The sequence below is a fragment of the Chloroflexota bacterium genome (assembly GCA_016197225.1).
Classification (GTDB): Bacteria; Chloroflexota; Anaerolineae; order Anaerolineales; family VGOW01; genus VGOW01.
This window is the reverse complement of record JACPWC010000035.1, coordinates 1-16,298: the sequence shown is the minus strand read 5'-3', so window position 1 is coordinate 16,298 and position 16,298 is coordinate 1. Positions and strand designations below refer to the sequence as shown.

The 16,298-nt window shown below is 61.2% G+C and carries 14 protein-coding genes; 9 read left to right on the top strand and 5 right to left on the bottom strand.

From position 1 onward, the window contains the following. The 5 genes from HYZ49_06690 to HYZ49_06670 form a co-directional block, all read right to left on the bottom strand. On the bottom strand, positions 1-516 hold a 516-nt coding region (locus HYZ49_06690), incomplete at its 3' end, for a TIM barrel protein (GenBank protein ID MBI3241964.1). 25 nt (positions 517-541) lie between these two features. After that, positions 542-3,556 (bottom strand): CSLREA domain-containing protein, encoded by a 3,015-nt coding sequence (locus HYZ49_06685; GenBank protein MBI3241963.1) that lies wholly within the window; start codon positions 3,554-3,556, stop codon positions 542-544. Between the two features lie 82 nt (positions 3,557-3,638). Further along, positions 3,639-4,325, bottom strand: a complete 687-nt coding sequence (locus tag HYZ49_06680; protein MBI3241962.1) for a Type 1 glutamine amidotransferase-like domain-containing protein — start codon at positions 4,323-4,325, stop codon at positions 3,639-3,641. A 72-nt stretch (positions 4,326-4,397) separates the two neighbouring features. Beyond that, positions 4,398-4,895 (bottom strand): hypothetical protein, encoded by a 498-nt coding sequence (locus HYZ49_06675; GenBank protein ID MBI3241961.1) that lies wholly within the window; start codon positions 4,893-4,895, stop codon positions 4,398-4,400. A gap of 146 nt (positions 4,896-5,041) precedes the next feature. After that, complete coding sequence (locus tag HYZ49_06670; GenBank protein ID MBI3241960.1) at positions 5,042-6,463, bottom strand: CRTAC1 family protein; 1,422 nt, start codon at positions 6,461-6,463, stop codon at positions 5,042-5,044. A 181-nt stretch (positions 6,464-6,644) separates the two neighbouring features. Between HYZ49_06670 and HYZ49_06665 the strand changes: the two genes are divergently transcribed. The 9 genes from HYZ49_06665 (at position 6,645) to HYZ49_06625 (ending at position 16,203) form a co-directional block, all read left to right on the top strand. Beyond that, positions 6,645-7,514 carry a tyrosine recombinase gene (locus HYZ49_06665; protein MBI3241959.1) on the top strand — a complete coding sequence of 290 codons (870 nt, stop codon included), beginning with the start codon at positions 6,645-6,647 and terminating at the stop codon, positions 7,512-7,514. Then, entirely contained in the window at positions 7,507-8,352 is an 846-nt protein-coding gene (locus HYZ49_06660) for a purine-nucleoside phosphorylase (GenBank protein MBI3241958.1), read from the top strand. The genes HYZ49_06665 and HYZ49_06660 overlap by 8 nt, the downstream gene beginning before the upstream one ends. Positions 8,353-8,452: 100 nt before the next feature. Next, positions 8,453-9,214 carry a hypothetical protein gene (locus HYZ49_06655; protein MBI3241957.1) on the top strand — a complete coding sequence of 254 codons (762 nt, stop codon included), beginning with the start codon at positions 8,453-8,455 and terminating at the stop codon, positions 9,212-9,214. Between the two features lie 144 nt (positions 9,215-9,358). Continuing rightward, positions 9,359-9,913, top strand: a complete 555-nt coding sequence (locus tag HYZ49_06650; protein ID MBI3241956.1) for a GNAT family N-acetyltransferase — start codon at positions 9,359-9,361, stop codon at positions 9,911-9,913. Positions 9,914-9,975: 62 nt separating this feature from the next. After that, entirely contained in the window at positions 9,976-11,943 is a 1,968-nt protein-coding gene (locus HYZ49_06645; protein ID MBI3241955.1) for a hypothetical protein, read from the top strand. Between the two features lie 123 nt (positions 11,944-12,066). Next, a complete protein-coding gene (locus HYZ49_06640; protein MBI3241954.1) occupies positions 12,067-14,358 on the top strand; it encodes a DNA translocase FtsK in 2,292 nt (763 codons plus the stop codon). Between the two features lie 33 nt (positions 14,359-14,391). Beyond that, positions 14,392-14,841, top strand: a complete 450-nt coding sequence (locus tag HYZ49_06635; protein MBI3241953.1) for a hypothetical protein — start codon at positions 14,392-14,394, stop codon at positions 14,839-14,841. Between the two features lie 3 nt (positions 14,842-14,844). Further along, positions 14,845-15,669: an aldo/keto reductase gene (locus HYZ49_06630; protein ID MBI3241952.1), complete on the top strand. Its 825-nt coding sequence runs from the start codon at positions 14,845-14,847 to the stop codon at positions 15,667-15,669. A 9-nt stretch (positions 15,670-15,678) separates the two neighbouring features. Beyond that, positions 15,679-16,203 carry an adenylate/guanylate cyclase domain-containing protein gene (locus HYZ49_06625; protein MBI3241951.1) on the top strand — a complete coding sequence of 175 codons (525 nt, stop codon included), beginning with the start codon at positions 15,679-15,681 and terminating at the stop codon, positions 16,201-16,203. The last annotated feature ends 95 nt before the right edge of the window (positions 16,204-16,298 follow it).

Below are 16,298 nucleotides of genomic sequence, written 5' to 3'. Positions count from 1 at the left end.
GCCTTCGACCTCGGCGGACATTTCGAGCGTGTCTTCAAACGAGCCGAGCATGGCGATCTTGCCCATCGTTTCCGGTCGGAGCGTGACCGGGTTGCCGTTGTCGCGCAGTTCCTTCACAAAGTCGCGCAGTCGCGGGAGGATTGTCTTGAGCACTTCGGCGGGCGGGGCCTTGAAGTAGGAACCGGGGTGAAAAATAATGTCGGTCGCCCCGGCGAGGTGGCCGTAGTAACAGGCGTCCATCAACCTCTTGCGGCTCTTGGGCCATTCTTCCGAGGTGGCGTTGAGGTTGAAGAAGTAGGTGGCGTGAACGCTCAGGGCGACGTTCGACTCGGCGGCCTGAGCCTTGATGGTCTCGCACGTCTTTTCGGTGACGTTGATACTTCGCACCCAGCCGAGTTCAAACGTATAAAGTCCCATGGAAGCCGAATGTTGCACTGCGCCGACCGAGCCGCCCGGCTTTTTGGGGGTGGAGATGGGCGCGCCGACGGTGCCGAAGAGGAAGGAAGGTTTGGGCATAGTGGCGCTATTCTAGCACAGGGACTCACGGAAACTCATACGCGCCAATGTCGCACTTGCCGTCATTGCGCTTCTCGCCACGCTGGTCGGTAGGAGGGCAGGCGGCGGCGTCCCCGGCGTTGAGGGCCGGGCTGTCTTTGGGCAGGGCGTGAGTTAAAGTCAGGCCGCCGTTGTCGGCCAAAGGCTCCAGGCGCGGATCGATCTTTGCCAGGTCGCCCTTGTCGTTCAAGTTACAAGTGCCGTCGCTGTCAATGTTGAAGCCGCCGGAGACGACCGAGCCGCTACAGTTGCCAATCTTGTTGTTGCTGATGAGGCTGTTTACCACACTCACGCCCGGCTTGGCCGAGAAGAGCACAAAGATGCCGCCGCCAGCCTCACCTGCCAGGTTGCCGTGAACGGTGACGTTGATCAGCTTGGCTGGGCCGCTGTCGTAAATCCCGCCGCCGACGTTGTCGGCAGTGTTCTCGCTGAGGGTCACGTTGGTCAGCTCCGCCGAGCCGCCTCTGTCGTTCGACAGCCCGCCGCCGTTGAAGGACGAGTTGAGATGCAAGATGCTCTCGGTCAATGTTAGTTGGCCGATGTTGTAAATGCCGCCGCCCTGGGCGAAGGCCTGCGCCGCCGTGTTGCTGATCGGCAGGATGCTCGACCCGTTGCCAATCACTTCGCCGCTGATGGCCGCGTTGTCGGCGATGGTGCTGCGAATGATCGTCAGCACGCCGCCGTTGGCAATGCCGCCGCCCAAAGACCGGGCCACGTTGTTGCTGATAATGCTGTCGCTGATCTTCAGGTCGCCGCCGGCGTTAAGAATGCCGCCGCCGCTGCCTTCGGCGTCGCCGCCCCGGATCGTTACGCCCGAAATCGAAACTTCAACTTCGTCCACGATGTGAAAGACGCGGTCGGTGCCGTCGAGGCCGAAGGCGTTGATGATAGTCTCTTCGGCCACAGCGCCCGCAACGGCAATCTCGCTGGTCAAGTCCAGGTCGCCGGTGAAGGCGGCGTCTTCGTCCGAGCCGACGAGGGTCAGGTCGTACTCGCCCGGCGGCAGGGTGATTGTGTCGGCCTCGTCGTTCGCGTTTGCTTCCATGATTGCCGCGCGCAACGTGCAAACGCCAGACGGTGTGCTCTGGCACAAGCCGTCGCCTGGTTTAGAGTCCGGCTCGTCGAGGGTGCTGTTCACGGTGAAGCCGGGTGGCGTCGGGGTGAACGTGGGTGTACGCGTAGTGGTCGGCGTGGGCGTGGATGACGCTGTGCGAGTGTGGCTGGGCGTATGCGTCGGGCTGGCCAGGGGCGGCGCGCGGGTGATGGTTGCAACCTGCGTTGCCGTTTCGGTTGGCGTATGGCTGGCGATAGCGCCAACCGTGTGAGTCGCGGTGCGCGTGATCTGGGCGACGTGGGTGGGCGTTGGCTGGGTGAAGAAGTACGCGCCGCCGAGGAGCGCAACGACGGTGACGAGGACGCCCACCACGCCCACAGCGCCCAACCCCAGAATCACGGGCAGGCCGCCGCCCGGAGTGGGGGGCTTAGTTCCGGCATCGGGCGGCAGTGGCGGCGGCAGGAGGAGATCAAGGTTGTGTTGCGAGTAGGCGGCTCCCAGGTCGTCGCCGAGAGTCTTTCGCAGATTGCGGGCGCGTTCCAAAAAGTTGACGGCGACCTCTTTGACTCCGACTCCGATCTCGCGCGTGCCAAGCTGGTGAAGCACCCAGGCCTCGGTTGCCTGATCGCGGCTGCTCCGCGCCGCCAGCAACATCTGGTCGAGCACGGTCTTCCAGGCGTCCCACAGGCCGCGCAGAGTGAGGTAGGGGTTGACGCCCCGGCCCAGGGCCAGCACGTCGGCCCAGCGCCGCTTGCCGGCGGCCCAACTCATGGAACTGAGGATGTTGCCTAGTTCGTCGGCGCAGAATTCAAAATCAATCTCCCTGGCCTCGAACGTTTGCCGCAGGTAGGTGATCAGTTTCTCGCGAGTCTCTTCTTCGTTGGCGCCGATTCGGGCGCGCTCGCGCAGAGCAGGCGGCACGCGCAGGCGCGGGCTGTTGGCCACCAGCAAGTCCATCTCTTTGAGCCGCTCCAGGGTGATTTCGTTGCCGTTGCTGATCCAGGCCGGGTCGGAGGAGACACCGGGGGCGACCGCCGCTTTGGAGAGCGCGTCGCGTTCGGCGTTGGAGAGGGTGGAGTAGGCGAAGGCGTAGGCGCGTTCGATGCCGGATTGAACCGGGTCGGCAGAGAGCGGCTGGCTGGAGGTGAGGGTCGCGCGGACGCGGTCGAGGGGGACGCCGTTCTCGCGCATGGCGTTGGCCACAGTGATGATCGCCAGCGGTGTGTCGGCCAGGGCGGCGCAAACCAGGTCGAACGAGGCGCGGTTGACGTCGCTCAGGCTCAGGCCGGTCTTGCGGGCCAGAAGCAGAATGGAGTCTTCGCGAGCCAGCGGGCCGAGCTTGAGCAGCTGCGCGTCTTCGGTCGTCGCCGTTTTGGTGGAGGCGATGAGGAGCGCGCCTTTTGGAAAGAGATCGAGCAGAGTGGTGAGCGAGGCCGGGGGAAGGTTGAAGCCGTCGAGGAGGACGAGGGGCCGGGTGTTGCTCAGGTACGTCCGGGCCGTGGTCGCCGTCACTTTTAATTGCGGCTCGGACTCAAACAGGGCGTCAAACAGCCGCTGAATGAGGTCGCCCAGCCCCAGCGCCTCGCCGCCCTCGTCCACGCCTTCGACGATGACGACGCCGTTGGGCAACGACCTGGCCGCTTCGCCGTTGGCGGCTTGTTTGAGGAGCGCCGTCTTGCCCATGCCGTCGGGCGCGGTCACCAGCATGGCCTCACTGCGGGCGATAATCGCCTCTATTTCTTTTATTTCATTTTCTCTGCCGATGAAGCCGCGTGGGGCGCGCGGCGGCTGGGGGGCCGAGGCGCGCAGTTGCACGCGCGGCTCGGCCTCCTTGTAGATGATTGTGCCGTAGTTGGTGTTGACCTTGAAGTTGTGGTCGCCGACGAATATGTCGCCCTGGACGTTGCCGGTGACGGTGATGGCTGGGGCCGTAGCGGTTGCGGTCATGTTGATGAAAAGTCAAACGAGAAACGACAAACGTGAAGCGTAAAAAGTGTCGCTTCATTCCGAAAATCCGTGCTCTTTCTCTCTACTTCCACTCCACCCTCTCCCCGTTCGTGAACCGCCTCTTCAACTTCCCATTCCACACCGTCACCCCGCCCGAACCGGCTACCTCAAACTTGCCGCCTTGCTTCACGAGCGCCGTGTTCCCCTCGATGCCCAACAGAGTCTTCTTGCCGGCCAAAGTTCTCACCGCTTGCTTCAGCCCGTCGCCGAACTCGTCGTAGTGAGGCATGATGACACCGGGCACAAAGTTGAAGGCCGGTTGAAGCGGCCAGATGGTTGGGAAGCTGGGAATATTCTCGCCGAAGATCATCGCCCCGGCGCTACAGCCGGCCACCACGCCGCCGTTTTCCAACACGCCCGTGATCGCCGCCCAGGCCGCCGAGTCCTTCAACGTCTTGTAAAGATAACCGGGATTGCCGCCGGACAGGTAGACGAAATTGGCGGCGCGGATTTTAGCGGCGAGCGAGTCGTCATTGGCCGTCGCCCGGTCAATCACCTCAACCGCTTCGACCATTGCGCCCAACTTATTGAAGTGATCCACGCCAAGTTGAGACCAGTGAGCGATCATCTTCGGGCCTTCGGTTCCGGCGGCGGTGGGCAGGCAGGCCACCCGCGCCTCGCCGCTCAACCGGCTGAGGAGCAGACGATCCACCGGTTCCATCGGTTCCAAATATTCACCACTGCCGACGAGAGCTAGAGTTCCGTTCATCGAAACCTCACCGCAAAGGCGCGAAGGACACAAAGGAATCAAAGAATCTTCGCGCTCTTTGCGTCTTTGCGGTTAACTGTTTTTGTCCTCACCAGTCACATCGCCTTCGCCAATCGTGATCGAGCCGCTGTTGTCAATGCCGCCCTGGCGGACGTTCGTGGTGATGGTGGTGCCGTTGCCATGTATTATGCTACCGCCAACATTCCCGCCGACAGCTATGCCGCCGTGGCTTGCCGCCGCGCCAGAGCCAGCATTAAGAATAATATCTCCGCTTGTGCTCTTCAATAACTTTTCTAATTCGGCGACAAAACCAGTGTCAGCTTCGAGAACTTTCCTCAACTCTTTGCGGAAGGCGGCCTGGTTGTCTTCGTCTTTAGGATTGGCGGCCAAATCTTTAGCCGCTTCTTCGGCGGCGGGCTTGCCTTTGAACTTGTCGGCAATGGCCGCCCACAACTTGCCCATTTGATCAGGCAGTTTTTCGCCCACCTTCTCGGCAAGCTTCTCTCCGGCTTTGGCAACATAAGGCGCAAGCAGGGCGGTGGCGGCGGCGGCGAGAGTAGTTGGGTCCATGAAGGGCATCCTTTCTGCCGTGTATGTTAGATCAACGGGGCGGCTTTGGCAATGCAGAAAAATGCGAAGCCATCGAGTTCACGGACGCGAAGCGCGCAGATGGTTCTGAAACCTGCCCGTGACAATTTGTGCAAGCGGGCCACAACTTAAAAGCTGAAGCCGTGCTTGTTGCGGCGTTTGGAGTCGGCGTCCAATCGGTTGGGGTGAGAGACGCGGAGGAGTTGATCGGCTTGCGGCGCGTTGAGGGTGACGATCTTGCCGTCGAGCCAGCGCACTTCCACCTGCTCGATGTCTGAAGCCTTGCCCAGGCCGAAATGCGCCACCGGCTCCATTTGGCAAAGGTAACCGCTTCCGGCGTCAATCGCCCGGCGCTGAGTCCGGCCACCGGCGAGGACGGTGACGACAGCCCCACGGGCCGGAGCGCCCTGCTCGGTGAGCGGCAGAACGCGCAACCAGTGATGGCCGTTCTTCGGGGTGTGATACAGGGTGAGGGGTTGGGGAGCCGACTCGCCGTGGGCGACGAACAACTCCAGCCGCCCGTCGCCGTCAAAGTCGCCCACCGCCGCGCCGGTTCCCAGCCCTTCCGGCTCCAGCGCGTCGCCGATCCTCAGCTTTGTCCAATGGCCCTCTCGCAAACCAAACAACCGATTCGACTCGTCAATGTTGTTGAAGAAAATTTCTTCGTAGCCGTCGTTGTCAAAATCGGCGGCGAGCACGGTGCGCACCCGCGACGGCTCAGCCAGGGCCGGCGGGGCCACCTCGCGGAAATGGCCGTCACTCGCGTTGCTCGTTTGCACAAACAGGCGGTGCGGGCCTTCCCAGTTGCCGCAAACCAGGTCGAAGCGACCGTCGCCGTCGGCGTCCAGCACGGCCACGCCGCGGGCGTGCTCAAAAGCGTCGTCGAGGCCGTAGGCTCTGGCCGCCTCTTCATACTTGCCGTTGCCACGATTGACGAAGAGAAAATTGGGGCCGTTCTCGTTGCCGGCAAAAATATCCATGCGCTCCGACGCTAACGGCAGGGCCACCAGACTGCGCCCGCCAGTGACTAGACTCAACCCGGCCTGGTGAGCCACGTCGGCGATCTCGCCGTCTTCATTCAACTCGTAGAGGCGCATCGGGCCGCCGTAGTTGGCCACAAAGAATCCGTAACGCCCGTCGCCGTCGCGATCCACCGCCGCCACCGAGCGGCCGGCTGTAAGGTTGATGGCGGCCCGGTTACTGCTCACCGAAAACAAATCGAGCCAGTCATCGTCGCTAAAAACAAACAGGCGGTCGGCCAGCCGCTTCTGGCCGCCGAAGCTGTCGGTGTTGAGAATGTAAATCTCTTCGCGGCCATCGTCGTCAATGTCGGCGGCGGCCACGCCGATGGCTTGCCTGTTAGGATCGGCCAGGGCCTCGGTGGCTATGTTGACGAAGCCGGCGCCGTTCCACTTGAGCACCAGATTGGGGTAGCCGAACCCGGCGACGATCAACTCAAATGCGCCGTCGCCATCCACGTCGGTGACGGCAAGACCGTAGTTGAGTTGGCGGGGGTTGTGGAGCAGAAGGGCGCTCTGGTTGCTGAACATTGCGCGAATTGTATCACCAGACTCACCAACTCACCTTACACAATCGAAAGAGTCTGTGAAAACGCCGGAAACCCAAAACTTTGACGGACACTCCACCTGGTTTTCGGGAGTTGCATTATGAAAACTCGCGACTATAATCTTGTTATGTGATCTTGCTGGAACATAGGAAGGAGGATTTTGGATGGAGCAATACCTCAACCGCTTTCTAGACTCGTTGACCGCTGGGAAGAGCTACTCAGAAAACACCATCGCCGCCTACCTCAACGACCTCACCCAGTTTGTCGAGTATTTGCGAACACGCCCGACCGGCCCGGTGCTGGAGCCGCGCGACTGCACCCCGGACTTGCTGAAAGGCTACCTGGCCGACATGCAGGGGCGGGGTTATGCTTCGGCCACCGTCGCCCGAAAGGTGGCGGCGGTCAAATCGTTCTTCCACTTCCTTTCCACCCAGGGCATCCTCTCCGCCGACCCGACGCGCGGTCTTGAGTCGCCCCGGATCGAAAAGCGCGCGCCGCGCATCCTGACTCATGAAGAAGTGGAACACCTCCTGGCCGCGCCAATGCACGCCAGCGGCCCTAAAGCTCTGCGCGACCGCGCCCTGCTGGAACTGCTTTACGCCACCGGCATGAGAGTCACCGAAGTCGTCACCCTTGCGGTGGGCGACCTTGACCTCGATAAAGGCCATATCACCTGCCGGGGCAAGAACGGCAAACAGCGCCTCATCCCGATCCGCAACGAGACGACGATCACGTCGCTCAAAGAATATTTGCTTCGCTCGCGCCCCGGCCTGGTCAAAGAGACGCATGACCCGGCGCTCTTCCTCAACCATCGCGGGCAAAAACTTACGCGACAGGGCTTGTGGCTCATCATCAAAGCCTACGCCGACGCCGCCGGAATTTCTGCCGACGTGACTCCGCACACCCTGCGCCACTCATTCGCCAAGCACTTGCTGGGCACGGGTGAGAACATGCACCGCCTGCAGGAGTTGCTCGGCCACGCCAACTTATCCACCACCCTCATCTACGCTCAAACGGAGAAAACGAATGACTGAGACTTACACCCGCGCCCAATTTGATCAGGCGGCGGACTTTATTCGACAACGGACAAAACACAGACCGGCGGTCGGACTCGTGCTTGGCTCCGGCCTCGGCGGGTTAGCCGACTCGGTCGAAGAGGCCGACATCATCCCCAGCACCGACATCCCGCACTGGCCGCGCTCCACCGTTCACGGCCATTCCGGCCGGATCGTCATCGGCCAGGTGGAAGGGCAGACCGTGCTCGTTCAACAGGGGCGGGTGCATTTTTACGAAGGCCATTCGATGGCCACCGTCACCTTTCCGGTGCGGGCCATGCGCGCCCTGGGCATCCACACCCTCATCGTCACCAACGCCTCCGGCGGCATCAACGAAAACTTCAGCGCCGGCGACCTCATGCTTATCACCGATCACCTCAACCTCATCGGCATGGCCGGGTTCAGCCCCCTGCGCGGCCCCAACGACGACACCCTCGGCCCGCGTTTCCCCGACATGAAAGACGCTTACGATCCCGGCCTGCGGGCCAACGCTTTGCGCGCCGCCGAAGAAGCGGGGATCAAGTTGCAACAGGGCGTGTATGCTTGCCTGGCCGGGCCGTCGTTTGAAACACCCGCCGACCTGCGCTTCCTCAAACTCATCGGCGTGGATGCGGTCGGCATGTCCACCGTGCCTGAAGTGACTGTGGCCCGGCACGGCGCGATGAAGGTGCTGGGCATCTCAACCATCAGCAACATGGTGAACCTGAGCGGCGACAAGGAGACGACGCACGACGAAGTGCTGGAGACGGGCCGTCTCGTCGCTCCCCGCCTGACGGCGGTGTTGCGCGGCGTGTTGAAGAATCTTCCGAAGGGGTGACGCTCGCTACCAGACACCCAGTGTCTTTGCGAAGCACCGGAGCGAAGCGTAGGGGCGCGAAGCGGCACTTGGTGTCTGGCGGTAAGATTTGGCAGGATGAATGGCCGACGCGATTCTATGGATCGCCCGCAATCAACAATGGATATATCTGGCACTGATTTTGGCGGGAGCATGGCAACTGTGGCGGTGGTGGCGGGCACAGCGGCGGTTGCAGTTCACCTACTTTGGCGTTGAACGCGAAGCCCTGATCAGTTCTCGTGGTCGAGCAACCGCCCTGGCGTTCTTTGTTCTGACTCTGATGGCCGCCGTCTTGTTGCTGAACGTCTTCATTGCGCCCAATCTCACCGAGCTGTTCGGCGTCCCGCCCACTCCCACCTCATCGCTCCCCACCCACACGCCGGCTCCCACCTGGACTCCTTTCTTCATCCTCCCCGGCCTCGAATCGCCCACTGCCGAAGTCGCCGACTCGCCGCTCGCCACCCGCACTCCGGTTCCGGCAGCTGGCTCCGGTTGCCTGAATCCCAATGCCACCATTGACAGCCCGATCCCTGGCGCAATTCTTGCAGGCGAGGTGGAAGTGCGCGGCACGGCAAGCATTGAAAATTTTGCTTTTTACAAAGTAGAGATTTCAACGCTGGGCGAGAACTGGTTGCCGGTGATCACTTCCCAGCTTGATCCTAACGACAATACGCGAACCCTGCCCGTTGTAGATGGTTTGTTGGGAACATGGGATACCCGCCTGCAAGAACCGGGCGCTTACGCCCTGCGCCTGGTGGTGGTTGACGCCGCCGGCCAGAACCCGGAGCCTTGCACCATCCCGATCATCATTCAAGAGCCGCTTCCACCCACGCCGACGCCCTGATCTCCATCCTTGAGCCTGTTTAATAAATGCTCCCCAACCGCGAGGACGCGGGCGAAGAGCAATTTTCAAACAGGCTCTCAGCCGCGACTCAAGGTATACTTTCTGCAGAGCGAATTGCCAATTCGCTCTGCAACTTCATCACCTATGTCCACCTCCGAACGTTATCCCATCACCGTCCGCCCCGGTTCAGCCGATGACCTGAACGCCATCGCCGCATTTGATCACAGCTACAGCACCGACTACGTGTGGCAAATGGATCACCGCGACGAAGATAATCAGATCAACATCACCTTCCGGCAAGTGCGCCTGCCGCGCTCGGTGCGCGTGGCCTACCCGCGTGACCTGGAAACGCTGGCCGCCGAGTGGCAGGGGCGGCGGCTGTTCATCGTCGCCGAGGCGCGTGGCGACGTGCATGGCTACCTCACCGTCGCCGACAGCGCCGTCAGCGGCACCGGCTGGGTGTCTGAGTTTGCGGTGGAGCGCAAAGTGCGGCGGCAAGGGCTGGGCACGGTGCTGATCACTTCCGCCGCGCACTGGGCGCGCAAGGCAAAATTGCAACGCCTGATCGTCGAAGTCCAATCCAAAAACTACCCGGCTATTTCCTTCTGTCAAAAACATGGCTTCGCCTTTTGCGGCTACAACGACCGTTACTTTGTCAACCAGGATATTGCTCTGTTCTTTGGCTTGTCTCTGAAGTAAAACGTCAAACGACGAACGTCAGGCGTGCTTCACGTTTGTCGTTTGACGCTTCATGACTCTGAATGTCTCTCCCCGATTTATTGCTCACCCTGTCCAACATCCTCGCCTCCTTCAACCAGATTCTGACGGCGGCGATTGTAGTGACGGCCTTCTCGCTCCTGCTCTACAGCCTCACCTTCAACTTGCACGATCGGGTAGCGCGCTCGTACAGCGTCATGCTGGTGGCGATTTCAATCGTCTACCTGGGCGATGTGGTGGCCTCGATCAACACCGCCGCCACTGCCGCCGAACCCTGGCTGAGGTTTCAGTGGCTGGGCATTGTCTTCTTGCCGCCAACCTATCTTCATTTTTCCGACGCATTGCTGGCGACCACCGGCCTGCCCTCTCGCGGCCGGCGGCGGGTGGCCGTTCGCCTGGCTTATCTGGCCGGAATGGCCTGGGTGGCGCTGGCCGCCTTTACTGAAGCGCTGGTGGCCGAACCAGCCATTGAAGGCCGCGCTCAACAACTTTTGCCGGGGCCGCTCTTCCTGCTCTTCGCCGCTTTCTTTGCCTTAGGCTCCACCGTTGCCTGGACGAATCTATATCGCGCTTACCAGCGGTGTCTCACGGCCACCACCCGCCGCCGCATGAATTACCTTATGGTTGCCTCGGTGGCGCTTCCCTTGAGCGTCTTTCCCTATTTGCTCATCATCGGCGGCTCGGCGGCGATCCTTCACCCGTTCATCTTCTGGGTCTTCTCGGTGATTGGCAACCTGATCGTCGGCGCGATGCTCACGCTCATGTCTTACACCGTCGCCTTTTTTGGCACCGCCCAGCCGGATCGCGTCATCAAAGGCCGCCTCTTCCAGTGGCTACTGCGTGGGCCATTTGTGGCCTCCATTGCCCTGGCGGTGTTGGTGCTCACCAGCCGGGCCGAGCGTTGGTTGGGCCTGGAACAGTCGCAGGCCGTGCCGTTGGCCGTGATCGGCGCTCTGCTTCTTTTGCAATATGTGATCACCCTCGTTCGCATCCCGCTGGAAAGGCTGTTGTTCTACGGCGGCGGGGCCGACCGGGCCGACCTTCAGCGGTTGCAGATTCTGGAAGAGCGATTGCTCACCGCCGGCGACACCCGCCAGTTTTTGGAATCAGTGGTGGCCGCCGTGTGCGACCTGCTGCGTGTCCAATCGGCGTTTGTGGCCGTGGTTGGCCCGGACGGGGCGCGACTGGAAGCGAAGGTGGGGCCGGATGAACTGCCCGCCAACAGCAGTGAATTGACTCGGGCGGTGATGAAGAATGGCTCGGCGGCGGCGCTGGGGAACGGCGATTTGTTTGTGTGGGAACACTACTGGGTTTTGCCGCTTCACGCCCAGAGCGAAGAAGAAGGCCTGGCCCAGCCCAACGAAATACTCGGCCTGCTGGCCCTGCGCGCCCGCGCCCCTCAACCCGACTTGACCGCCGACGAAGTGAGGACCCTGCAAGCCCTGGCTGAGCGCGCCGCCGCCGCCCTCGAAGACCGCCGCCTGCAGGAACAGGTATTTGCCGCCCTCGACTCGTTGTTGCCGCAAGTGGATCGCTTACAACGTTTGCGGGCCGCGGCCCGTTACTCCTCGTCGCAAGTGTTGGAGCCAGACCCGGCCGGCGACTCGAACCTGGCGCAGTATGTGCGCGACGCGCTCACTCAATACTGGGGCGGCCCCAAGCTCACTCAAAGCCCGCTCCTGCGCCTCAAAGTAGTCGAGCGCGCCCTGAAGGAACACGACGGCAACCCCGCCAACGCCCTGCGGGCCGTGTTGCACGATGCCATCGAGCGCATCAAACCCGAAGGCCAGCGCAAATTTACCGCCGAGTGGATTCTCTACAACATCCTGGAACTGAAGTTTATGCAGGGCAAACGCGTGCGCGAGGTCGCCCTCAAGCTGGCCGTGAGCGAAGCCGACCTGTACCGCAAACAGCGAGTCGCTTTCGAGCAGGTGGCTCAAGCCATTTCAGAAATGGAAAATGAAATGAACAACGGCGCCGCTCAAGACGTGGACTACTCGGTGGCTGGCTGAGACTCCCTCCCTTGCGCGGTGCAGTTCCGCGCGGGAGAGGGCCGGGGTGGGGGGCGTTTGGCTTTTGCCCCGGCCAAATGTACAATACCAACCGCCGAGTGCTTTGCGCCGGCGGTTTTTACTATGGCAAAGAAAACGTCCTCCAAACAATTTCAGCGCGAAGTTCCGCCGGAGCAGCTGCCCCTGCCCACCCTCTCCCGTTGGCAGAAGATTCTGCTGGCCCTGACCCGCCTGGCTCAAGGTATTGCCCGCCACGGCGCCGACATCGTCGCCGTGCTTCTGCTGGCTCTAGCCTTCATTGCCTTTCTGGGCCTCTTCAACCTCACCAACGGTTGGGCCGTCGTCTGGCTCTCGGACGCCCTCACAAGCTGGCTGGGATGGGGGGCCGTTGCCGCCCCGCTCTCGGCGGCAGGCATTGCCGTAGCCCTGCTGGCCGACAACTTTGGCCGTTCGGTCGTCATCAACTGGTGGCGCATCATCGTCGGCGAAGTTGCCTTTGCCTGCGGCCTGGCCCTGTTGCAACTGCAACTGGGGACAACGCTGGCGGCGGCCTCACTTGGAAATGGCGGCGGCATCGTCGGCTGGTCGCTGGGTCTGGTATTCGCCGACGTGCTGGATGGGGCGGCCCGTCCCGCCCTCGGCCTCCTCTTTTTACTCTGCGCCGCCTTTGCCGCCGGGCTGACTCCGAGCCGGATTTTGCAATGGCTGATCCGATTACAGGCCCGCCTCAACGGCGAAGACTTTGACGACCAGCCCCGGACGGTGGTGACCGTCACTGCGCCCAAAGCCAACACGCTTGTCCTCGACCGGCCTCGTGAGAAGATCAAATATACCAAACGCTTCACCGTTGAACAGCCCAAAGACGCAAAACCGGCCAAGACCAAAAAGCGCGATGCGCGACTGCCCGGCTTGGAGATGCTCGAAGATGGCGGCCCGGGCAAAATATCGGAAGCCGACATCAACCGCAACGCGGCCATTATCGAAAAGACCCTGGCCGACTTTGGCGTTCCGGCCAAAGTGATTGATTTCAAGACCGGGCCGTCGGTGACGCAGTTTGCGGTGGAGCCGGGTTACCACGAGCGCGGCGAGGAACGCAAATACAAAGTGCGCGTGGCGCAAATCTCTTCGCTGGCGAACGACCTCTCGCTGGCGCTCTCGGCCAGCCCGATTCGTATTGAAGCGCCCGTGCCCGGCCACTCCTACGTTGGCATTGAAGTGCCCAACCGCAAGACGACGAATGTGGGTTTGCGCGGCGTGATGCAGTCGGAAGACTTTGCCCGTATTAATTCGCCGCTGGCAATTGCTCTGGGGCGCGACGTGTCCGGCTCGGCCCTGGCCGCCGACCTGGCGAAGATGCCCCACCTGCTCATCGCCGGCACCACCGGCTCCGGCAAGTCGGTGTGCATCACGTCCATCATCACCGGCCTCATCGTCAACAACACGCCCGAAGATTTGCGGCTGGTGATGATCGATCCGAAGATGGTGGAGTTGGTGCGCTTCAACGGCCTGCCGCACCTTTACGGCAAAGTGGAAGTGGAACTGGATCGGATTGTGGGCACGCTTCGCTGGGCCACCCGTGAGATGGATCGCCGCTACAAATTGCTGGAGAGCGCCCAGGCTCGCGACCTGGCCGCCTACAACCAGAAAACAAAACGCAGCGGCGAACGCCTGCCACGCATTGTGATTTTGATTGACGAACTGGCCGACCTGATGTTGTTGGCTCCCGATGAGACTGAAAAGACTCTGGTGCGGCTGGCGCAAATGGCGCGAGCGACGGGAATGCATTTAGTGGTCGCCACGCAACGCCCCAGCACCGACATCGTCACCGGCCTGATCAAGGCCAACTTCCCGGCCCGCATTTCGTTTGCGGTGGCCTCTGGCGTGGATAGCCGGGTGATTCTGGACACACCCGGCGCGGAGTCGTTATTGGGCAAAGGCGACATGCTGTTCCTCTCGCCCGAAGCCGCCGGGCCTACCCGCTTGCAAGGCTGTTTCGTAAGTGACCGCGAAGTGGAGAAGGTGGTGACGTTTTGGAAAGAGCAGGAGATTGAAGAGGACGAGCCGGCGGAGGAAGAGAAGAGAGAAGAGGGAAGAGAGACGGCGAAGCCGCTGGCTGTTGGAAACGCGCCCTGGGACGATATGCTGGCTCGTGAGGCCGTTGTCGAAGACAAAGATTCGCAGATCGAGCAAGCCATCGCCATCGTCAAACAATACGGCACGGCCTCGGCCAGCCTGCTCCAGCGCAAGATGCGGATCGGCTACCCGCGCGCGGCCCGGCTGATGGACGAACTGAAGGAGATGGGTATTGTGGGCCGCGAGCAAACCGGCGGCAAGACGCGCGAGGTGTTGATCGAGAAAAACGACGATCCGATTGGGCGGCGGGCGAGGATTATTGGCGGGGAGGATGACGAGTAACAGGCCCCAACTTCCAAAATCCAAATCCCAAAGATGTCGCCACTCTTCTTTCGCTTCCTCATCTACGGTTGCCTCGGCTGGTGCGGCGAGATTTTGTTTACCGCGCTCGGCGACCGCCTCACCGGGCAGGTTCGCAATTGGCTCTTGATGGGCCACACCTCCATCTGGTATTTCCCCATGTACGGCAGTATTGTCTTTTTATACGAGCCGCTCCACGACCTTCTGCGCCCGCAGTTCTTTTTGATTCGAGCGGTTGTCTACCTCATCGGCTTTTGGCTCATTGAATATATTGGCGGCTGGCTGATCTGGAAGTTGACCGGCCACAAACCCTGGGATTACACCCACTCGCCCGGCGGTAGTTTGCATGGCCTCATCCGCTGGAACTTCGCCCTCGTCTGGCCGCTGTATGGCCTGGCCCTCGAACCATTTCATGATTTTCTGGTGCGGGTGACGCCGATGCTGTTGCAGGCGATGAGGGGGTAAGTCATGAATTACGAAACAGCCGGTAGGGTCACTCTCCCCAAAATCGGCTTCGGCACCTGGAAGATCGGCGGCGAGAGTTCGCCCGACCGCGCCCGCGACGCCTGGTCGCTGGCGGCGTTGCGCTCGGCGCTGGAACTGGGCTACACCCACTTCGACACGGCGGAGATGTATGCCGCCGGCCACGCCGAAGAACTGCTGGGCCGGGTGGTGCGCGAGTCGAAGATTGAACGCGACGCCCTGTTCATCACTTCCAAAGTGACGCCGTCGAATTTGCAATATGATCGGGTCTTGCGTTCATGCGAGGCCAGCCTGCGCCGCCTCGGAATGGATTATCTTGATCTGTATCTCATCCACTGGCCCGGCGCCGGGATGCGGCTTGAAGAGACATTCCGAGCTTTGAATAAGCTGGTCAGGGACGGCAAGGTGCATCATCTGGGCGTGAGCAACTTTGATTTGAAATTGCTCAAGCAGGCTCAGGCATTATCGGAAACGCCGATCCTTACGGATCAAGTGCCCTACAGTTTGTCGGATCGGTCATATGTGAAGAACGGCGTCCTGGCTTACTGTCAGCAAAGTAATACGCCTTGCGTGTTCACAGCCTACTCGCCTGTGGAAGAGGGGAATCTCAAAGTGACGGCTGTGCTTCAGGCCGTTGCCAAAACACATCAAGCCACCCCGTATCAAATCGCCCTGGCGTGGGTGGCGGCTCAACCGCGCGTGATCACCATTCCCATGTCGGCCAACCCCAAACATCAAGCCGAGAATCTGGCCGCCGCCGAGATTGCGCTGAGTTCGGCGGAGATGGAACAACTCAATCAGTCAGGATGATTATTTCCAATGAACCATCTTCCCTCCGGCACCGTCACCTTCCTCTTTACCGACATCGAAGGCAGTACGCCGCTCTGGGAGCGCGAGCCGGAGAAGATGACTGTCGCGCTCGAACGCCACCATGCCCTCCTGCGGGCCGCCATTGAGTCCAACGGCGGCCAGGTGTACAAAATCATCGGCGATGCTTTTCAAGCCGCCTTTGCGGCTCCGGCTCAGGCAATTGAGGCAGCAGTGATCGCCCAACGCGGTTTGACTTCGGAACTATGGCCCACGAGCACTCCGGTTTGTGTGCGCATGGGGTTGCATATCGGTCAGGCTGAAGCGCGCGGCGACGATTACGCGACGACTCATACCCTCAATCGCGTCGCCCGAATTATGTCGGCCGGGTACGGCGGACAGATTCTGATCTCGGTGGAGGTCGCCGATCTGGTGCGCAGTTATTTACCCGCCGGAGTGACGTTTCGAGACATGGGAGAGCATCGCATGAAACTGGACTTTATCCATTTAGTGGACAAGAACGAAAGGGCAGAGTAAGCTGGCTTTCCGACGAAGGAGAAGCCAAATGTTCACTCTGCCCAACGACATTATGCCTGTGATCGGGGCGTTTCGACAAGTGTTCAGTGAACGGG